The sequence below is a fragment of the Kitasatospora sp. NPDC042419 genome (genome assembly GCF_056437345.1).
The window spans coordinates 76,035-95,343 of the sequence record NZ_JBWKAW010000009.1 but is presented as its reverse complement, the minus strand read 5'-3'; the positions used below and the strand labels follow the sequence as shown (position 1 = coordinate 95,343).

The window sequence follows — 19,309 nt, the reverse complement described above, 5'->3', positions numbered from 1 at the left end:
GTCCGAATATCGGCACGGCGGCCGGGCCGGCCTCTGGTACGGTCGACGGGCCGGCCGCGGGACTCCGGTGCGACTTCCGGAACGCGCCTCTACAGCATTGATTCGCAGTTCGTGCCCCCATTCCCCGGCCGGCATCCCGGGACCGGGTGACAGGAGCAGGGACGAGCAGCAGGGGCGGGGAGCGCACGGTGGAGACGTACGGCGACCTCGTCGCCGCCGAGGACGTACTGCTCTTCGTCAACGCCGCGATCACCGGCACCGGCCAGCACGAGTTCCACGGCGGAGCGGACGAGCAACGGCTCTCGCTCGACTTCCTGCACGAGTACATGCTCGTCAACTACCGCGGGCCGTACGCCGCCGCGCTCGCCCTCGACATCAACGACCACAACGCGGCACTGATCGTCCGGCGGCTGCTGGAGAACGCCCGCGAGGCGACCGCCGAGCAGCGGCACACCGAAGGCCGGCTCATCGCGCGCCGGCTGGCCCTGCTCCCCCCGCAGCGCGTGTACCGGCTGATCGCCGAACTGCGCCGGGCCAAGGTCAACAACCGCCGCACCCGCGCCATCCTGCGCGACTGGCTCACCGCCCGCCCGGACCAGGCCTTCGACGCCGTGAAGTACCGCACCGGCCTCAAACTGGCGCTGCGCCACACCCACCTGCGGCCGGCGGCGGCGGAGACCGGCGACTTCCTGTACGCCCCGCGCCGCCGCGCCCGCTTCGCGTCGCCGCTGCTCGACGCCTGGCGGCGCGCCCACCACGAGCAGTCGGCCCTCTACGAACTCCCGTACACGGTGGCCGAGGGATTCGCCCAGCGGCACGGCATCCCCCGCGCCACCTTCCTGGACCGCATCACACCGCGGATGACCACGCTGGAGCGGCTGCGCCTGCAGGAGTCCGCCCGCGGCCACGGCGCCACCGCCGTCGGCACCGACCTGGCCCGGATGCCGCTCACCCGGCTCGCCTCCTACGTCCTCGGCCTGCCGCCCGCCGACCGGACGGCCAGGCGCGCGGAGCTGACCGGGGCCCTGCGCGACGCCGCCCGGCGGGCCGCACGCTCCGCCGGTGCACGGGAGGGCAGTTGGGGGCGGGTCACGGCCGTCCTCGACGACAGCTTCTCCGCCTACGGCTCGGGCCGCAAGCGCCGGCGCCCGCTCGCCGCCGCACTGGCGAGCCACTTCCTGCTGGAGGTGCTCGCCGACGAGTACACGGCACTGTGGACCTCCGGCCGCACCGACGCGCTGCTCGCCCGCCCGACCGGCCCGACCCCGCTCGGCCGGCGGATCCTCGACGCGCTCGACACCGCACCGCAGCGGCTGCTGATCGTCTCGGACGGCTGGGACAACGCGCCGCCCGGACTGGCCGCCGAGGTGCTGCGGGTGTGGCGCACCCGGCTGGACCCGGAGCGGCGGACCAGCGTCGTGCACCTCAACCCGGTGTACGACGCCGAGGACTTCGACGTCCGGCGGCTGGCCCCGACGGTGCCCACCGCCGGGCTGCGCGACGCCGAGGACCTGCCGGCGCTGGTCGAGTTCGCCCGGTTCGCGGAGGGCCGCACCGACCTCGCCGAGCTGACGGCCCACCTGGCGGTCCGCACGGAACGGTTCCTGGCGGCGGGCACGGCCGGGGCCGCTCACACCACGGGAGCCGCAGGTACCTCCGGGGCCGCCGGGGCCGCCGACACGATTGGTTCCGCGGACGCGGCCGGTGCCGGGGCCGGGGCCGCCGGGCACGCGGAGGGGGCACGATGACCGCCGCACCGCAGGCGTTCCGGCTCGACCTGACCGGCCTCACCGCGAGGCCCGCCCAGGTGTGGGGCGGGGTCCGGCTGGTGCCGCTGGTCCGCGACGAGCCGTACGAGGACCTCCGGCTCCACCAGGAGATCCACGCGGACGAGTTCGCCGCGCCCACCGCCGTCCCGATCGACCGGCGGCGGAGCTACCACGCGTACATCCCGCACGGCTTCGTCGCCGACTGGACGCGCGACGGCACCGCGGCGGCCGCCTACGGCACCCGGCTCGGCCCGGCCGTGACCGGACCCGGAACCGAGCCCGAACGCGTCCGGCTCCGGATCCCGCGCCGGACGGTCAAGCGCGAGAGCACCACCAGGCTGCGCTTCCTGCCCCTCCACCTCTCCCTGGAGGGGTACCTCTCGCTGCACTTCGGCGGACCGTCCATCGCCTGGGAGCAGTGGTCCGAGCGGGCCCTGCACCGCGGGCTGTCCCCGCGCGCCGAGGAGGCGTACAGCGGCGACCAGGTCCGCGGACTGGCCGACGCCCTCCGGGTGTTCGAGCTCCACCCCGGCCAGTGCGGCCTCGTGGTGTACGTCGCCGACGCCCTCGCCGCCGCGTTCGTGGTGCCGCACCCCGACGACTACCGGGCCCTGCACCAGAGTCTCCTGCTCGACCTCTACGGCGAACTCATCCACCACTACGGCACCCTGTCCGCGCCGGTGCCCGACTTCCGCGCCGACCTGAGCGGGCCGATCCGTTCGCTCGCCGGCCTCCGCGCCGCCGTCGACGAGGAGGAACGCGCCTGGGCACGGTTCCACGACACGACGATGGCCGGCGGCCTGCTGGCCGCGGACCACCGGCAGCAGGTCGTGCACCGGCTCGACCGGTTCACCCTCTCCCGCTTCCTGCCGGACTTCCGCCCCAAGCAGGAGAACCACATCGGCGAGGCCATCACCGACGAGACCGGGCGGATCGCCTACCTCAAGACGTTCCGCCTCTCCGAGAGCCAGGTCCGCCGCGGCCACCTCCTCGACCGCGTCGCCGCCCACGACTGGCACCTGCCCTCCGCCGCCGAAGCCCTGGGCATCACCGAGGCCCAGCTCGGCCTCCGCCTGGAGTCCGCCGGCTTCGGCGACCTGCTGCGCCAGGACATCCTCGACCACTACCGCCGCCAGGCCCGCCACGGCACCCGGTAGGACCGGTGCCCCGCGGGAGCGGGGATCGCACGAGGGACCACGTGCGGGACCGCGCACGCGGACGGCCGCGGTGCCGCGACCGCACTGCCGTGACCGCAGTGTCGCGACCGCGTAGTGGGGATCGCGTTGTGGGGATCGCGAGCGGGGGGATGATGGGAGAAGGTTCGTGGAAGGACGGTCGGCGATGAACCGACACCTGCGCCACCCGGCCGACGGGGGCGACTCCCACCCCGCCAGGTCTTCCGCACACCGGACCCGGGCCGCCCCTCGCCGCCCCGGAGGCGGTCGGCGATGTCCTTAGGCACCGGCCGACCGGTGCGCCCGGCACCGACCGCAGCGCTCCTGGCCGTCGTGGTCGCGGTCGCCTCCCTGCTGTTCTGCCCGACGGCACACGCAGAGCCGCAGCTGCTCCTCTCCCCCGACCACGGGGCGGCGGAGACCCGGGTGACCGTCCGGGGAACCGGCTTCGAGGCCTGTACGCCCGGGAGCGACTCGGTGCAGCTGTACTGGGACTCCGACCCGGCCGGCACGGCGGCGGCGAATCCGAGCGGACCGTTCACCGGGTACGTCGACGTCCCCGCCGGCGCCGCCCCGGGGGCCCACACGGTGACGGCCTACTGCACCGCCGCTCCGTCGCCCAGTGTGCCGACCCCGACCGACGACGGCCCCGTCGTCGCCGCACCCGCTCTCGCGCCCGACCACGCGCCCGGCTCCGCACCCGTCCCCGGCGCCGGCTCCGGCTCCGCTGTCGGCAGCGTCGTCGCCATCGCGCCGTCCCTGACCGCTTCCGCGACGTTCACGGTCGAGGAGACGGACAGCGCGGACGAGACCCTCACCCTGACCCCGGCGAGCGGGGCCGCCGGGCAGCCGTTCACCGCGACGGGCACCGGGTTCACCTGTCCCAAGGGCTCCTCCGTCGTCCTGGGGTGGGACGGGGAGACGCTCGGACGGGTCACCCCGGGGGCCGATGGCGCCTTCGACAGCCCGCTCACCGTGCCGGCCGGCGCGACGCCGGGCGGGCACCCGGTGGAGGCGTCCTGCGGCCCGGACTCCGAGTACTTCGCCGAGGCGACGTTCACCGTGGTCCCCGCCGGCGGGAGCAGCCCGAGCGAACCGCAGGACGGGCGTCCAGGCGTGCGCGCCGACCCCGCGAGCGGCCGTGCGGGTGAGCAGCTGGTGATCACCGGCACCGGGTTCGACTGCCAGGGCACCGAGGTCGAGCTGTCCTGGAACGGCAACGTCTGGCAGCAGGTCGCCACGGACGCGGACGGAGGGTTCACCGTGACCGCGCAGATCGACGACGACGCCCAGCCGGGCCGCTACACGCTGCACGCGGTGTGCCCGGCGTACCCGGACATGGCCGCCGACACCGGGTTCGAGGTCCTGCCGCCCGACCGGAGCGACGACCCTAGCCCCAGCGACAGTCCGAGCCCCAGTGACGGACCGAGTCCCAGCGACGACCCGAGCCCCACTGACGACCCGAGTCCCAGTGACAGTCCCAGCCCCGACGGCCGGTCCGAACCGGAGGACGCGGTGCCCGTCGCGTTGGTCGTCGGACCGGCCGCCGGCGGGGCGGCCGTGCTGGCCGTCGCCGCCGGGGTCCACCTGCTCGGCCGCCACCGGGCGCCGCGCTGGGTGTCGGGGCACGTCTCGGTCCGTCCCTCGCCCGGTGAGCCGCCCCTGCCGCAGGTGACGGAGACCGGCGACCCGGCCGGCCCGACCCGCACCGTCCGGCTGGAGCCCCGGCCCGATCCCGGCACGCACCGCGTCGAGGCGGACGAGGAGCCCGGGGAGTACGAGGAGCCCGGGGAGGGCGAGGAGGGCGAGGAGGGCGAGGGGGACATGGAGGGCATCGGCGACGAGGACGGCAGGGGGGACGAGGAGGAGGAATGAACGGCGTCACCCTGACCGACCCGGCCACCACCCGCGAGCTGCTGTTCTCGGCGGAGGCCGGCAGCGCCGTGGACGCGCTCACCGAGGCCCTGCGCGAAGAGGGCACCGTCGACGCCCTGCTGCACGGCGTGCCCCGGTTCACCGGCGCGGCCGGGCGGGCCGTCGAGCACGAGGTGGCCACCGCGCTGGACGGCATGCTCGACCGGAGCCTGTTCGAGTTCGCCGCCGCCGGGTGGACCCGGCACGCGGCTCTGACCGCGGCCGCCCAGCGCACCCGGGCCGCACCCGGTACCGAGGAGGTCGTGGCCCTGGCCAGTCACCGCATCACCTCGGCCAACAGCCCGCACGTCGACCTGCTGGTGGACGGCACCCCGGCCGGGTCGGTCCGGATGACGCTGGCCCTCGCCATCGAACTGGACGGCGTGGTCGCGGTGGTGCGGCGGGCCCGGCTGGCGGAGATCCGGGCCGGGAGCTGCACCGTCACCGGCACGCTGTCCGTCGGGCGCCAGACCGTCGCGCAGCGCCGGCGCACCTACGACCTGCCCGGCGCGGTACACCTGCGCCACGGGATCCGGCTGCTGCCCGACGAGCCGGAGGCGGCGGAGCCACCGCCGGCACCGCAGGAAGCGCCGGCACCGCAGGAAGCGCGGGCACCGCAGGGCTCGCCGGTTCCACCGCCTCCGGCCGCGCCGACGATGCCGATGGCCTCGCGCCCGCCGTCCTCGCCCCCACCACCGCCACCGCCACCGCCACCTTGAGGCGGGCCGGCGTACGCCGTGACCCGGGTGCTGCACTTTGCAAAGCAAAAACGTACTTTGCAAAGTGCACACGGCGACGGGGCGGGCCCCGCACCCGCGGGCGGACCGCACGTCCCCGCCGGGGCGGAGCCGATCAGTCGGCGGCTGCCATGAGGGCCGGAACCACCGGGCCATCCCCGCAGGAGCGGGGCCGACAAACAGATCGGCCGCAAGACGGATTTCCGGCACGGGCCATCCCCACCGCAGCAGGGCCGCCGAGACCGACTTCCCCGACCCGTTCACTCTCCACGGGCCATCCCCACCGCAGCGGGGCCGACGACACCGACATGGCCGCCGAGGCAATGAAGGAGGAGCCATCCCCACCGGAGGCGGGGCCGGAGGCCCGGGAGCCGCCGGGTCCCGGGCCGTCCCCGCCCGTGGGCAGGGGGTGGTGCTACCGCACCACGGTGCGGGCGGCGGGTGGCGGGCGTCAGGTCCGGCGTACCAGGACCAGCCCGCAGCTGTAGGCGCGGCCCGAGCCGAGACCCTCCGCCAGGGTGGTCAGGAAGGCCTCGGGGTCGGTGACGGTGAGTCGCCCGCGGACCTCCGAGCGGCTGATCTTCAGCCCCTCGTGGTGCCGGCTGGTGACGGGCGGCAGCATGCGGATGGCGATGGCCTCGCGGTCGAGGACCGCGCCGATCCGCCGGGTGTCCCCCGACCCGGTCGACTCCCCGGTCGACTCCCCGTCCGGCTCCCCGGCCGGCTGCTCCGACCGCTTCATGAGCCAGTCCCGGACGTGGTCCGGCCTGGCCTGGGGGCGCTTCCTCGTCCCGCGCTCGGGGTTCTTCGGGTCCCGGCGGGCGGTCAGCGGCGCGATGACGGTGCGGAAGGTGAAGCGGTCGCCCGCCCTGAGCGGCTCGTCGACGTTGATGGTGTCGACCTTCTCGACGAGCGCCTGCCCGGGGAGGTGGGACCAGTCGGGGGCCACCTTGGACTGGACGACGAGCACCAGGGTGTTGCTCCTGAGGTCCACGCTCCACGTCGACAGGATGCCCATCTGGGCGCGGGGGGCCGGCTGGCCGTCCTCGACCCAGCCGCGGAACCCGCTCATGACGAGCCGGTGCATGTCCTGGGCGTCGAGCAGGCACCGGGCGGCGACGGGGTGCCGGGCGTCGAGGTGCAGGACGCTGTGGCAGGCGATCAGTCGGGCCGTCACGGGATCAGGTCCTCCCAGCGGATGGTGGGTTCCGGGTCGAGGGTGAGCCGGGTCCTGCTCTCCCAGCGGACGGCGTGCATCCGCCGGTCCGGGTCGAACGTCTCCGGCTGGTCGGTGGTCCGGGTCGCGCCACGGGTCCCGGGCGGGACCTCGGTCCAGGCCAGCGGCGCGGTGACCGTGGCGTTGGGGAGCAGGCCGGTGGACCGGAGGACGGTCTCCAGCGTCCCGGTGTGGACGCCGCCGGCGATGCTCCCGGACGGCGGGCAGGACTTCCGGCCGAGCCACAGCAGCCGCCGGGGGTGTTCGAGGGCGTGCGCGATCTCCTCCAGGAACCCGCGGTCGGGGTGCTGGAGGGCGGTGACGAACGCGGCGTCGGCGAGGTACCAGCGGTAGGTCCGCATGGGGTCGCGGCGCAGGTTGCCGGCGGTGAGGGCGCCCGTCCGCTCGTCCGGGGCGATCTCCTTGGGCGCGCCGTACCAGGAGGCCGGAGCCGTCCCGGCGGTGCGTCCGAACGACCGGCCGGTCTCCGCGTCGAGGCGGGCGGAGGCGGCCGCGGCCCGCCGGTGGTCGGTGATCAGGTCGCGGGGGCGCAGCGGCATGGGGCCGCCGCCGACGACGTGGTAGTCGTGGACGGGTGTGCCGGGGCGGTCCTCCCGTACGCCGAAGCGGAGTTCGGTGAGGCGGCCGAGGTCGTCGGTGCGGTCGAGGCCGAGGGCGGCGGCGATCATGCCGATGCAGCCGGACTTGGTGGGGCGGGTCTGGGTGCCGCGGCGGTCGAACCGGGAGGCGCTCCCCCAGGACTGGAGGGGGGCGGCGAGCCGGGCGAGGAGGACGGCGTCCGTCACGGGCGGGTCAGCTCCTCGACGGTGTCGACCTCGCTGCCCGGGAGGGTGCCCTTCGCGGCCTCCTCGGCCAGCAGCGCCTCCACGGCGAGGTCGTAGGTGAGGAGGCGGGCGGGGGTGATGTCGTCGCGCTTGCGGGTGACGAGGGCGTGCTGGGCGAGGAGGCGGCGGGTGGCCTGGAGGGACGCGGGGCCGTCGGTCTCCTCGAAGACGGCCTGTTCGAAGGCGAGGCCGTAGTTGAACGGGCGCTTCCCGTCGAAGGCCATGACGAGCTTGGGGAGGGATCCGGCGGAGGCGGTGGTGTTGGTCTTGGCGCGCGGCTGGGAGTTGACGAAGGCGTCGACGACCTCGCGTTCGGCGGCGGCGGCCGCGGTGTCGACGTCCTCGGGGGCCATGCCGGAGGTGAGGAGGTTGGCGCGCAGCTTGTGGCGGTCCAGCACGGCGTGGCGGTAGAAGGTGCCGGAGATCAGGGACTGGTAGCCGGTCATGCCGGCGCCCGAGTCCTCGGCGGCGTCGAGGTGGTCGAGCGCGCCGGACCGGGTGCGGTTCCTGCGGTCGAGCTTGGCGTCGTCGGCCGCCGAGTAGAAGTCGTCGATGTGCTCGGCCGGGTGGACGGTGAAGGCGTGCGCGGTCTGGACGGCGCCGTCGACGTTCGGCGAGTCGGCGATCTCGGCGAGGAAGCGGCCGTAGAGGGCGATGTCGATGGCGTCGCGGGGTGCGAGTGCGGTGAGCACGGCCTCGCGGACGGTCCGGGGCAGGGCGGGGAGCTTCTCCTCCGCTTCGTCGCCGTCCGCCCCCTGCTCGTCGGCGGCCGCGGGGGCGTCGACGAGGGCGGCGGCGCCTTCCCTGCGGGCCTTGGCCTGGGCCCTGCGCCTGGCGGCGGCCTTCGTCCTCCGCTCGGCCGCGGCGGTCTGTGCGGCCGTGTAGTCCTCGGCCCAGGCGGCGACGGCGTCCCCGTTGCCGTGCAGGTAGTCGGCGAGGACGCGGCCGGCGTCCTCGGGTGCGAAGAGGAGGACCTTGGTGAGGTCGGCGGTGTTCGGCTTGTCGCCGAACTTGAGGCCGACGCCGCTCAGCACGCCCTTGGCCGTGGCCAGGGCCTGCGCCCGGTCCCAGCCGTGGGCCTCCAGTGCGGCGGCCGTGATCTTCGCCCACTCTCGGGTGCGCAGGCCCATCGCGTAGCCGGCGAGCGGCCCGTCGCCGTTGTTGGCGCGGTTGCGGGAGTGGGTGCGCTCGGCGCGGCGGCGGGACTGGGAGGTGATCATCGTCCGCAGGTCACCGCCGAGGCTGATCGCCTTGGGCATGCCGTTCTCGTCGCGGACCGGCAGGACGGCGACCATGGTCTCCAGCAGGTGGAGGGAGAGGTACTGGTCGCCGGTGGTCGTGGTGGCGGGCGCGGTGGTCACTGCGCGTCTCCGATCGGTGCCGGGGCGGGGATCGCCCCGCGCGGTTCGGGTACGTGGGTCGGGGGGTGGTCCGGGGCGTAGGCCTCGGTGCGGATCGGCGTGTGGGCCGGGGTGTGGGTCGGCGTGTGGGTCGGGGTGTGGGTCGGCGTGTGGGTCGGCGTGTGGGTCGTGGTGTGGGCCGGGGTGCCGCTCGGGGTGTAGAAGGAGCGCGCCCACCGGTACTGGACGGGCCGTCCCCTGGCGCTCCAGGCGGCGAGGTCCTCGGTGAGCGCCGCCCAGGACGGCGGCACGGTGTCGCAGGACCGGGACCGCTCGACCACGTGCTGGAGGTGGCGCCACGGCACCCGCCGGGCGGCGACCACGCGGTCCAGGAGCCGCACCGCGCCGGGGTCGGCCGGGCCGCGGCCGGCACCGGATCCGATCCGGCGCAGCGCCGCGCCGATGTCGCCCGAGCCGGGGGACGGTTCCAGGCGGCCGGCGTGGTGGCGGGCGAAGAGGAAGGCGGTCTGCCCGAAGAGTTCGCGGGTCTCCTCGGAGGGCGCGAAGCCCTCGGCCGTGAGGCGGGCCCGGGTGGGTGCGGCCGGCCGGCGGAGGTCGGCGAGCTGCCCGTACTGGCGGGCGCGGACCAGCCCGCACAGCCAGGAGGTGAGCAGCCGCCCGGGGGTGGGGGCCGCCTGGTCCGGAGCGGGGTCGTTCACGCGGCGGTCTCCTTCAGGGGGTCGGGGGCCTTCCGGCTGTCCAGCTCGTCCTTCAGCCGCTTGAGCGCCTGGGCGCGGGCCTTCATGCCCGCCCCGGTCGGCGGGAGGCTGTTGAGGCGGGTGGTGAGCGCGGCGGTGGCGAGCGCCCGGACCGCCGTGCCGTAGCGGGCCAGGGCGGTGTGGACGGGGACGCCGTCGGCGGCGGCGTCGAGCAGGCCGTGGAACTCCGGCCCGGTGCCGGCCCACAGCTCCGGTTCGCCGTTGAAGCGGGCGAGTTGGCCCGCCTTGTCGGCGGGCTTGGGGTTGGGGTAGGTCGCGTCGCAGGCGGCTTCGGCGGCGCGGCGGAGTGCCGTCGCCGCGTACTCGGCGATCGCGGAGCCCTGCTCGGCGGACTGCCGGAGGTCGGCCTCGCGGCCGGGGACGTACGGGAAGTGGTCGCTCACCCAGGCGATCGGGGTGCCCTTGTCGGCGAGCAGCCCGACCGCCCACAGTTCGGGGCGCAGACCGCGCAGCATGGCCAGGCGTCCGTACAGGTCGTTGCCCTTGGTGCGTTCGGTGGGGACCGCGGCGTACAGGGCGTGCGCCTCGCGCCAGAGTTCGCGGGACTGCTGGGGTCTGAGGACCACGGCCTTGTTGTCGCGCATGGTCAGGACCTCGTCGTCGCGGTACGCGGCGGGCAGCGTGCCGAGCGTCTCGCCGGGGCCGACCAGTACGCGGTCGACGCCGATCCCGCCGTCCGGCAGCGCGACCGGGCGCAGTGCGACGGATCGGCCGAGGACGGTGTGGTAGTCGGCGGGCCCGTCCGGGAGCCGGGTCTCGTGCGCCCCGGTCCTGCCGAAGGGCCGGCGGTCCGACCGGTCGCCCCAGGTGAGGTTGAGGGTCCCGGCCCTCCGGTCGGGGTCGGCGTCGGGGTCGGGCTCCCAGGGTGCGAGGTTGAGCCGGAGGGTGTCGCCGAGGGTGCGGCCGAGCGCGAAGACGCGGACGCGGGAGCCGAGGCGGCAGCCGGAGAGGTTGGTGAACGGAGCGGGGAGCCCCATCTGCTGGGCCGGGATGCGGGCCCGGCGGCCCTGGCCGAAGGTGTGCTGGGTGAGCATCGCCCGCCAGGCCCGGTCGGCGGGCAGGGGGGCGGGGTGGTGCAGGTGGCGGTGGTCGAAGTGCTGGTTGTAGTCGCCGGCGTGCTCGATGACGAGCTGGGCCGGCCCGACGCCGAACGCGGCCAGGTGGGGCAGGAGTCCGGCGTTCTGGCCGAGGGGCCGGACGGGGTCGAAGAGGTCCCAGACGCCCGGGTGCCCGGCGAGCCAGTCGGCGGCGGGTTCGAGGGACTCCCGGCCCACGACCCGGTCCCGCCACTCGTCCGGGTCGGTCGGGTGGCAACCGGCGGCGTACAGCAGGCCGAGCAGCCATTCGAGCAGCGCGGCGGTCTCGCCGGGGGTGTCACCGTAGACGGCGGTGATCCGGTCGGCGTCGCGGAGCGCCTCGACGGCCGTGACCGCGGTCCCGGGGCCGGTTGTCAGTGCGGGGATGCATGGTTGCTCGCGTGGGTCCCATCGCATGGGGTGTTCCTCCGCTCCGCCGGGCGCCTCGGCCCGTGCGGGGCAGGTCGGTTCCAGGGGTCCTGCCTGCCGCGGGACGCCTACTCGCGCAGCCCTGTCGGGCTGCGGTTCGAGCACGACAGTACCAGGACCGGGAGGCGTGGTTGACACATCATCAGTTCGCCAAGTGGCTCGCCCATCACGCGATTTGGGCGAAGACCGATCAACGCGGAAGGTCCCGGGGCGCGGGCGGTCCGGCCTGGAACCCGCTCACCGCACACGCGCTCGACACCGCCGCCTGCGTCGGGCAGCTGTGGGACCGCTACCTCACTCCGGGCATCCGCTCGCGCCTCGCCCGGGCGTTCGGCGCGGGCGACGACGCGACCGCCCGGAGGGTCGTCATGCTGCTGGCCGCCCTGCACGACCTGGGCAAGGGATCCGGCTGCTTCCTCCGCCAGTTCGGCACGGGGCGCCGTGACGAGGCGGCACTCCTGCGGGGCCGCGCGCGGAACGAGTGGCGGGCGTTCGCCGACGCCGTCGGCCTGCCCGCCGATCCGCACCCCGCCGCGCAGGTCGCCTCCCGGCACGAGCACATCACCGCCGCACACCTCCCCCGCCTGCTCGGCTGCACCGGCGAGGACTGCGGCGGTGCCGGCCCCTGCGTCACCGGCCTGCACACCGCCGCCCTGCTCCTCGGCGGCCACCACGGCCACATCCCCGACGCCGAATCGGTCGAACGGGCCTTCGGCGCCGCACCGTCGAGCCGCTGGGAACCGGTCCACCGGGCGTTCGTCACCGAGCTCGCCGAGCTGATCGGCGCACCGCTCGCCGACCTTCCCGAGCTCGTCCGGCCGCAACGCCCCGCCGTGCTGCCGCTGTTCGCCGGGCTCGTCGTCCTCGCCGACTGGCTCGCTTCGAGCGAGGACCACTTCGCCTTCCGCGGACCGGAGGAGACGCCGACCGCGTGGTGGGCGGCCTCCCGGCGCCAGGCCGACCAGGCCATCGGCGAACTCCTCCTCGACAAGTGGTCTCCTGTGGAGGCGAGTTGGAGCGAGCTCTTCCCCGGAACCGAACCGCACCCGTTCCAGGCGGCGGCCCTCGCCGCCCTTCCCCGGCACGGGCCCGCCCTGGTCGTCGTCGAGTCCGCCACCGGCTCCGGCAAGACCCGGCTCGCCCTCGCCGCCGCCCACGCACTCGCCCGCACCTGCGGCCACCAGGGCCTGTACCTGGCCATGCCCACCCGCGCCGCCACCAACCAGATCGCCGCCGAGCTCAGGACGTTCGCCACCCGCGCGACCGGCAGCGCGGGCAGCACCGACACCGCAGGCACGGCGGGCACCAAAGGCACCACGGGCACCAGAGGCACCGCCAACCTCGCCGTCGTCCACGGTGCCGCCGAGGGAACCGACTTCGTCCACCGGCTCCTCGACGGCACCCGGACACCGCAGCAGAGCGCCTTCGACGTGCTCCACGACCCGATCGAGGCCGCCGCCTGCAACGACACCACCCCCGAGTGGAAGGACGGCCCCACCCGGATCGTCCTCCACCCCTGGTACCTGCGGCGCTGCCTCGGCCTCGTCTCCACCTTCGGCATCGGCACCGTCGACCAGGTCGTCCTCGCCCCGCAGCCCGCGCGCCACTGGATGCTCCGGCTGCTCGGCCTCGCCGGGAAGGTCGTCGTCATCGACGAGGCCCACGCCTACCAGCTCTTCCAGCAGGGCATGCTCGGTGCCGCCGTCGAATGGCTCGCCGACGCCGGCGCGTCCGTCGTCGTCCTCTCCGCGACCCTGCCCGCCGCCACCCGGAAGCTGCTCACCGACGCCTGGTGCACCGGACTGCAACGGCCCCTCACCGACCTCGGGCAGAACGGACCGATCACCGTCGTCGACGAGAACGGCGTCGTCAGCCGCACCGGCGCCGACGCGCCCGCTCGCCCCGTTCGCACCGAACTGGTGATGGCCACCGACCCCGGGACGGAACGGCTCGCCCGCACCCTCCTCGCCGGCGACGGTGACGACAACGGCGACGGCGACGACGGCGGCGGCGGGATCACCGTCGTGGTCCGCAACCGGGTGGACCCGGCGATCGAACTCCACGCGGCCGTACTCCGGTCGGCCGCCGCGTACGGCTGGGGCGAGCACGAGATCGTCCTGCTGCACGGACGGCTCATGGGCCGCGACCGGCTGCCCGTCGAGAACCGCCTGGTCGAGGCGCTCGGCCCCGGCGGACAACGCGGACGGGCCAACCCGCTGCGCCCGCGCCGCCTGCTCGTCATCGCCACCCAGATCGTCGAGCAGTCGCTCGACATCGACTTCGACCGCCTGTACACCGACCTCGCACCCGTCGACCTCCTCGTCCAACGGCGCGGACGGCTCCACCGGCACGCCGCCAACCGCCGGCCCGCGTCGTGCGCCGAGCCCCGGATGACGGTGCTGTGGCACCCCGACGAGGACGGGCTGCCGGCCGTCGAACCACCCGCCGACGCCGACGGCCACGTCTACGCCCCCTACACGCTCGCCGCCACCTGGCACGCCCTCACCCGGCGCACGGACGCCACGGGCGTCTACCGCATGGTCACCCCCGAGCACGGCAGCGCGCTCGTCGAGGAGGTCTACGGCGACGAGCGTCCGGCCGTGTCGGGGGCCCTCGCCGCACTCCTCGACCGCACCGGCGCCGCCTGGCGGGCCCTTCTCGCCGACGAGCACGCGCACGCCGACGCCCGCCCGTTCCGGCCCTACGGCAGGAGCCGCAGCAAACCCGTCACCGCCAACCGGCTCGCCTCGGGCCGGTCCCACGGCGACGGCGACGGCCGGACCACCGGCGCACCCGGCATCGCCGCCCTGTCCCGGCTCGGCGCGCCGTCGATCGAGTTCCTCGCCCTCTACCGGCAGCCCGGCCCGGACGGGCGCCTCACCTACGACCGGGCCGGACACCTCCCGGTCGACACCGCCTACCACCCCGGCGACACCGGGCAGCGGCGGCGGCAGCAGAAGGACTTCCTCCTCAACACCCTTGCCGTCCCCGCCTCCTGGACCACCGGCGAGCGGCGGCTCCCCCCTCCCGACGCCTGGCCCGCCATCGACGCCCCCGCCCTCAAGTACCGCCCCACCGCCCTCTTCGACCCCACCACCGGCCGGTGCGTCAGCGGCCCCCTCGGCCTCCACTACGACCCGAGGAGGGGATTCCGGCGATAGCCACCCGGCCGCCACCACCCGCGCGGTCGATGCCTGCCAGCCGCACGATCGCGGGAGGGACGGCCTCACGACGGAGGCGTGACGTCTCAAGCGTGGCGGCCCCTCCCGGCTGTCCGCGCCCGCGGTACCGCAGCCTCCTGGAGGACCGGGCGTCAGGCAGCCTGACCTCCGGGACCGAATGAACCGCCCACCCCCACGGGCTAGACTCACACGTCGGAACGCATCGACCCCGCGCATGTGGGGATGCCTCCCCGTCGATCACCTGGGGCGTGCCGTCGCTGAGATCGACCCCGCGCACGCGGAGATGGCTCCTCGATCACCGACGCGAGTACGGCGGCCGCGCTATCGACCCCGCGCATGTGGGGATGGCTCCGGCTCCATGCCGGTCTACGCGACCGGGCCCGTCATGGTGACACCCCCCGCCCGGGCGGGGATGGCTCCTACATGTGCCAGAGGGCTGCGCGAGACGTCCTGTCGGCCCCGCGTCTGCGGGGATGACCCGGTTCCCGAGGAACAGCCCTGATCCGATACGGGATCTGCCCCGCGCACGCGGGGACTCCGGACCGCAGGGAAATACAGTGGCGGGGCTCCGGGTGGGGCAGTAGGGTCGGCGCGATGATGACTCCTTCTGACAGATCGGGGGTCCCGTCCGCGCAAGGTGAGTGCTGATGCTCACTCAGAACGCGAACGGGGATTCCCGGCTTTCCTTCTGGCTGCGCGTGCGCGAGTTCGCCGTGCCACCCACCGTGATCGACACTGCCACCGCCCGCCGCCGGGTCGGCGACTGGGCGGGGGCCTGTGCTGCCGCGGGTGTCGATGTCGATCTCGACCTGCGATCCTTCGCACGGACCGACGGACGGGACCTCGCGACGCAAGTCCGCCGTGATCTACGGCACTTGGCGCCCGACCTGCTGCGCTGGCATCTGCCGAGGACCGCTCCGGACGGGCTGCTGCGGCCCGGGCTGACCGTGCCGTTGGCGCGGTACGGCTCGGGGTCGGTGCAGCTCGTTGTCCGGACTCCCCCGGCCTGGGCGGACGCCGGTCAACGGGTCAGCCTCGCACTGTGGGACGCCTCCCGCATCGACGGGCGCGCGCGTCGGCACCCGCATCCGCACCCGAGCCGGCGGTTCCGCCTCGACCTGCACCGGCATCTGTGGGACGCCCGCCGGGCCGAGGAGCTGCGGGTCCGGTCCGGGGCCGACCGGCCGCCGCCCGCCGAAGGGTTCCCGGCGCCGCCGGGGTTCAGCTGTGCGGTGGACCGGTGGGCCGCCGAGGCGGGGATCCTGCTCCGCTCCGAGGGGCGCTCGACCGGGGCCGTGGCGGTCCGGCTCGGCTCCCGGCAGCGGCTCGTCCTCGACGTGCCGTCGGACGGCGGCGGGTCCGCCGCCGCACCGGCCACCGCCGCCCGGGTCGCGGGCCTGCCCGTCCTGCCCGACGCGGCGACCTGGGTGCCGCCGGACCTGGAGCTGCTCCGCGCCGGGCTGATCCGGGCCGACCGGCTGCATCCGCTGGTCGCCTCGGCGCTGGTGCCCGGCCACCGGCCGACCGGACCGGCTGCGGCCTCCGACCCGGCGGGGCGGCCCCGGCTGGTCGAGTGCCGGGGCGAGCTGCACCGGATCGGGCTGGTCGACGGGGTACTGGCCCCGCTGGACCACGACCCGGCGGAGCTCCGCCGCGAGGAGCTGCTCGTCGCCCTGACCGGCACTCCGCTCCCCTGCCTGCGGGTCATCGACGAGGCGCACCGCCGCCCGGAGAACCTCGACGACGTCCGCGCACGCCTCGACCACGGCGACACCGCCGGCGCGCTGGCCGTCGTCGAAGGCCTGCTCGGTCCCGACGCGCTGCCGCGGGCCGGCGCCCTGCGGGACGACCTGGACGCGGCCGCCCGACAGCGCATCGTCCACGGGCTGTTCAGGGCCGGTCTGATCGGCACCCGACCTCACCCGACCGGCGGACCGGACAGCGGACTAGGCAGCGGACCGGGCGGCCGCCGGCGCCCCGGCGATCGCCGCTCGCACCCGCGCCACGCCGCCTCCCGCTGACGTCTCGGCACCACCCCGTCCCAGTCCCACCCCGTCCTCAGCCCCACCCCGTCCCCACCCGCTCCGAATCCGAAGGTAGTTGCCCATGCCTGCTTCCACAGCCATGCCCACCCTGACCACCGCGCCCACCCAACTCGACCTCGCCGCCAAGCTGTTGACCCTGCTCCGCGACACCGACACCGAACCCCGCCCGGATGCCCGGCTGGAGGCCCTGACCCTGGCCGTCGCCGCCGACCTCCCCGTGCTGCTCTGGGGAGAACCCGGCATCGGCAAGACCGCCGCCCTCACCCGGCTCGCCGATACCCTGGACCTGCCGCTGACCACCCTGATCGCCAGCGTGCACGAGCCGTCCGACTTCTCGGGGCTGCCCGTCGTCGGGGACGATCCCGCCGTACAGGGTGTCCCGATGGCCCCACCCGACTGGGCGGTGCGCCTGGTCCGGGCCGGACGGGGGCTGCTCTTCCTGGACGAGCTGTCCACCGCCCCGCCGGCCGTCCAGGCCGCGCTGCTGCGCCTGGTCCTGGAACGACGGATCGGCTCCCTCCAACTCCCGCCCGGAGTAAGGATCGTGGCCGCCGCCAATCCGCGCTCCTCGGCGGCGGACGGCTGGGAGCTGAGCCCGCCGCTGGCCAACCGCTTCGTCCACCTCCAGTGGATCCACGACCCCGAGGTGGTGGTCCGCGGCCTCGGCGGGACCTGGCCCCGCGCCACCCTGCCCCGGCTCGATCCGCAACGCCTCACCGTGGCGGTGGACTTCGCCCGCCGCGCGGTGTGCGGGCTGCTGGCCGTCCGCCCCACGCTGGTGCACCGGCTGCCCGAGAGCGAGGCCCGGCGGGGCGGCGCCTGGCCGTCGCCCCGGAGTTGGGACATGACGCTGCGCCTGATCGCCTTCGCGACCGCCGCGGGCTCCGACCGGGAGGTACTCTCCCTGCTCGTCCGGGGCACGGTGGGGGACGGTCCGGGGCTGGAGCTGCTGGCGAGCCTGGACCGGATGGACCTCCCCGATCCCGAGGCGCTGCTCGCCGACCCGGCGTCCGCCGTGCTGCCCGAGCGCGGGGACCTCCGGCAGGCCGTGCTCGACGGTGTGGTGGCGGCGGTCCGGCGGCGTCCGGAGCGGTCGCGCTGGGACGCCGCCTGGGCGCTGCTGGTCCGGGCGGTGGAGGCCGGGGCGCCGGACCTGGTGGTGGTGCCCGCCACCACGCTCGCCACGCTGCGCCGGGAGGACTGGGACGTGCCCGCGTCGATCGAGGGGCTCGCCGGGGCGGTGGCCCTGTCCCGGCGGGCCGACCGCGCGGCCGTCACGGCCGCCGCCCGCACCGCGAAGGCGGGTCGATGAGCACGCCCGTGCGGAGCAGCACGCCCGACACCGCGTGGGACGCCGTCCCCGGCACCGCCCACGACACCGTCCCCGGCACCGCCGACGACACCGACCCCGACACCGCGTGGGGCAGGGCGCCCGACGCCTCACCGGCGACTGCACCGGCGGCCGCGCAGGCAGCCGAACCGGTGGCCGGACCGGCAGCAGGACCCGCGACCGCGGCGCCGGCTCCCGCGCCGCTGGACCTCGACAAGCTGTTCGCCGCCCGCCTGCACGCGGTCCGGGCCCGCCCCTACCTGGCGACGGCCCTGTTCGCCCTGCACGTCGTGGAGTCACGGCTGGTCCCGACGATGGCCGTCGACCGGCACTGGCGCTGCTACGTCTCACCGGCGTTCGTGGCCCTGACCCCGGTCGAGGACCTGGCCGGCGTCTGGGTGCACGAGGTGTCGCACCTCCTGCGCGACCACCACGGGCGCAGCGACCGGGTCGCGCGGGAGCGCGGGCTGACCGGGCGGGGCGAGCGGCTGCGGATGAACATCGCCGCGGACTGCGAGATCAACGACGACGTGTTCGGGGACGGGCTGGTCCGGCCGGAGGGGGCGGTCGAGCCGGCGGACCTCGGTCTGCCCGAGGGCGAGCTGATGGAGGACTACCTGCGCCGGTTCCGGCTCGGGCCGCTGACGCAGGGCCTGGTGTGGCTGGACTGCGGCAGCGGCGCCGACGGGCTGGAGCGGGGGTGGGACCTCGGGCCGGACGGTGCGCACGGCCTCCGCGAGCACGAGCGGGACGCGGTCCGGTTCCGGGTGGCGCAGGGCATCAACGGCCGTCCGGGGCAGGCCCCGAAGGGGTGGCGGCGGTGGGCGGAGGAGGCGTTCCATCCGCCGCAGCCGTGGCGGGAGCTGCTGGGGGCGGCGGTCCGTTCGGCGGCGGCCGGTCCGGGGGCGGGTGACGACTACAGCTACGGCCGGCCGTCCCGGCGTTCGGCGTCGGTGCCCGGTGCCGTGTTGCCGAGCCTGCGGCGCAGGCCGCCGCGGGTGTCCGTGGTGATCGACACCTCCGGTTCGGTGAGCGACGCCGAACTGGGCAGCGCGCTCCTGGAGGTGGCGGCGATCGCGGGGGCGGTGGGCGGGCGGCGCGACATGGTCACGGTGTTGGCGTGCGACGCGGCGGCCCAGGCGGTGCACCCGTTGTGCCGGGCGGAGGGGATCCCGTTGGTGGGCGGTGGCGGGACGGATCTGCGGACGGGTTTCGCGGCGGCGCTCGGCAGGTGGCCCCGGCCGGACGTCCTCGTGGTCCTGACCGACGGGCAGACACCGTGGCCCACCACCCGGCCGCCGTGCCGGACGGTGGTCGGCCTGTTCGGCCGGATCCGGGCGGGCGGTTCGTGGCGTGAGGACGATCCCGACCACGAGCCGGACGTCCCGCCGCGGTGGGCCCGGGTGGTGGAGATCGGCTCGACCTCCACCACTCGGTGAGCCCGGTTGGCCGGGTGAGCCCGGTTGGCCCGG

At 75.5% G+C, this 19,309-nt stretch carries 13 protein-coding genes; 8 read left to right on the top strand and 5 right to left on the bottom strand.

The genetic code is table 11. The features are described 5' to 3' along the window. Positions 1 to 188: 188 nt before the first annotated feature. The 4 genes from AC067J_RS19295 to AC067J_RS19280 all read left to right on the top strand — a co-directional run bounded on the left by AC067J_RS19295 (position 189) and on the right by AC067J_RS19280 (position 5,577). Entirely contained in the window at positions 189 to 1,748 is a 1,560-nt protein-coding gene (locus AC067J_RS19295) for a hypothetical protein (RefSeq protein WP_478300688.1), read from the top strand. Then, complete coding sequence (locus AC067J_RS19290) at positions 1,745 to 2,926, top strand: ARPP-2 domain-containing protein (RefSeq protein WP_478300686.1); 1,182 nt, start codon at positions 1,745 to 1,747, stop codon at positions 2,924 to 2,926. The genes AC067J_RS19295 and AC067J_RS19290 overlap by 4 nt, the downstream gene beginning before the upstream one ends. A 291-nt stretch (positions 2,927 to 3,217) precedes the next feature. Continuing rightward, entirely contained in the window at positions 3,218 to 4,819 is a 1,602-nt protein-coding gene (locus tag AC067J_RS19285) for a hypothetical protein (protein ID WP_478300684.1), read from the top strand. Beyond that, the gene (locus AC067J_RS19280; protein WP_478300682.1) at positions 4,816 to 5,577 is read left to right on the top strand and encodes a hypothetical protein; all 762 of its coding nucleotides are present in this window, start codon (positions 4,816 to 4,818) and stop codon (positions 5,575 to 5,577) included. The genes AC067J_RS19285 and AC067J_RS19280 overlap by 4 nt, the downstream gene beginning before the upstream one ends. Before the next feature lie 469 nt (positions 5,578 to 6,046). Here AC067J_RS19280 and AC067J_RS19275 read toward each other — a convergent pair whose 3' ends face one another. The 5 genes from AC067J_RS19275 to AC067J_RS19255 are packed head-to-tail and all read right to left on the bottom strand — an operon-like array spanning position 6,047 to position 11,268. Further along, positions 6,047 to 6,772 (bottom strand): type I-E CRISPR-associated protein Cas6/Cse3/CasE, encoded by a 726-nt coding sequence (locus AC067J_RS19275; RefSeq protein WP_478300680.1) that lies wholly within the window; start codon positions 6,770 to 6,772, stop codon positions 6,047 to 6,049. Beyond that, a complete protein-coding gene (gene cas5e / locus AC067J_RS19270; RefSeq protein ID WP_478300679.1) occupies positions 6,769 to 7,617 on the bottom strand; it encodes a type I-E CRISPR-associated protein Cas5/CasD in 849 nt (282 codons plus the stop codon). The genes AC067J_RS19275 and cas5e overlap by 4 nt, the downstream gene beginning before the upstream one ends. Continuing rightward, the gene (locus AC067J_RS19265) at positions 7,614 to 9,017 is read right to left on the bottom strand and encodes a type I-E CRISPR-associated protein Cas7/Cse4/CasC (RefSeq protein ID WP_478300677.1); all 1,404 of its coding nucleotides are present in this window, start codon (positions 9,015 to 9,017) and stop codon (positions 7,614 to 7,616) included. The genes cas5e and AC067J_RS19265 overlap by 4 nt, the downstream gene beginning before the upstream one ends. After that, positions 9,014 to 9,715, bottom strand: coding sequence for a type I-E CRISPR-associated protein Cse2/CasB (casB, locus tag AC067J_RS19260; protein ID WP_478300675.1), 702 nt, complete (start codon positions 9,713 to 9,715; stop codon positions 9,014 to 9,016). Before casB ends, AC067J_RS19265 begins: the two co-directional genes overlap by 4 nt. Continuing rightward, positions 9,712 to 11,268 (bottom strand): type I-E CRISPR-associated protein Cse1/CasA, encoded by a 1,557-nt coding sequence (locus AC067J_RS19255; RefSeq protein WP_478300673.1) that lies wholly within the window; start codon positions 11,266 to 11,268, stop codon positions 9,712 to 9,714. The genes casB and AC067J_RS19255 overlap by 4 nt, the downstream gene beginning before the upstream one ends. Positions 11,269 to 11,411: 143 nt before the next feature. Between AC067J_RS19255 and AC067J_RS19250 the strand changes: the two genes are divergently transcribed. The 4 genes from AC067J_RS19250 to AC067J_RS19235 all read left to right on the top strand — a co-directional run bounded on the left by AC067J_RS19250 (position 11,412) and on the right by AC067J_RS19235 (position 19,276). Continuing rightward, on the top strand, positions 11,412 to 14,441 hold the full coding sequence (locus AC067J_RS19250; protein WP_478300671.1) for a CRISPR-associated endonuclease Cas3'': 3,030 nt from the start codon (positions 11,412 to 11,414) through the stop codon (positions 14,439 to 14,441). Between the two features lie 668 nt (positions 14,442 to 15,109). Then, entirely contained in the window at positions 15,110 to 16,483 is a 1,374-nt protein-coding gene (locus tag AC067J_RS19245) for a hypothetical protein (protein ID WP_478300669.1), read from the top strand. 103 nt (positions 16,484 to 16,586) lie between these two features. Beyond that, positions 16,587 to 17,819 (top strand): AAA family ATPase, encoded by a 1,233-nt coding sequence (locus AC067J_RS19240; protein ID WP_478300980.1) that lies wholly within the window; start codon positions 16,587 to 16,589, stop codon positions 17,817 to 17,819. Then, positions 17,816 to 19,276: a vWA domain-containing protein gene (locus AC067J_RS19235; protein WP_478300667.1), complete on the top strand. Its 1,461-nt coding sequence runs from the start codon at positions 17,816 to 17,818 to the stop codon at positions 19,274 to 19,276. The genes AC067J_RS19240 and AC067J_RS19235 overlap by 4 nt, the downstream gene beginning before the upstream one ends. The last annotated feature ends 33 nt before the right edge of the window (positions 19,277 to 19,309 follow it).

Coding starts and splice junctions, on each gene's coding strand:
- AC067J_RS19290 (WP_478300686.1), top strand. CDS start 1,745: ATGACCGCCGCACCGCAGGCGTTCCGGCTCGACCTGACCGGCCTCACC.
- AC067J_RS19285 (WP_478300684.1), top strand. CDS start 3,218: ATGTCCTTAGGCACCGGCCGACCGGTGCGCCCGGCACCGACCGCAGCG.
- AC067J_RS19280 (WP_478300682.1), top strand. CDS start 4,816: ATGAACGGCGTCACCCTGACCGACCCGGCCACCACCCGCGAGCTGCTG.
- AC067J_RS19255 (WP_478300673.1), bottom strand. CDS start 11,268: ATGCGATGGGACCCACGCGAGCAACCATGCATCCCCGCACTGACAACC.
- AC067J_RS19245 (WP_478300669.1), top strand. CDS start 15,110: ATGCTCACTCAGAACGCGAACGGGGATTCCCGGCTTTCCTTCTGGCTG.
- AC067J_RS19240 (WP_478300980.1), top strand. CDS start 16,587: ATGCCCACCCTGACCACCGCGCCCACCCAACTCGACCTCGCCGCCAAG.
- AC067J_RS19235 (WP_478300667.1), top strand. CDS start 17,816: ATGAGCACGCCCGTGCGGAGCAGCACGCCCGACACCGCGTGGGACGCC.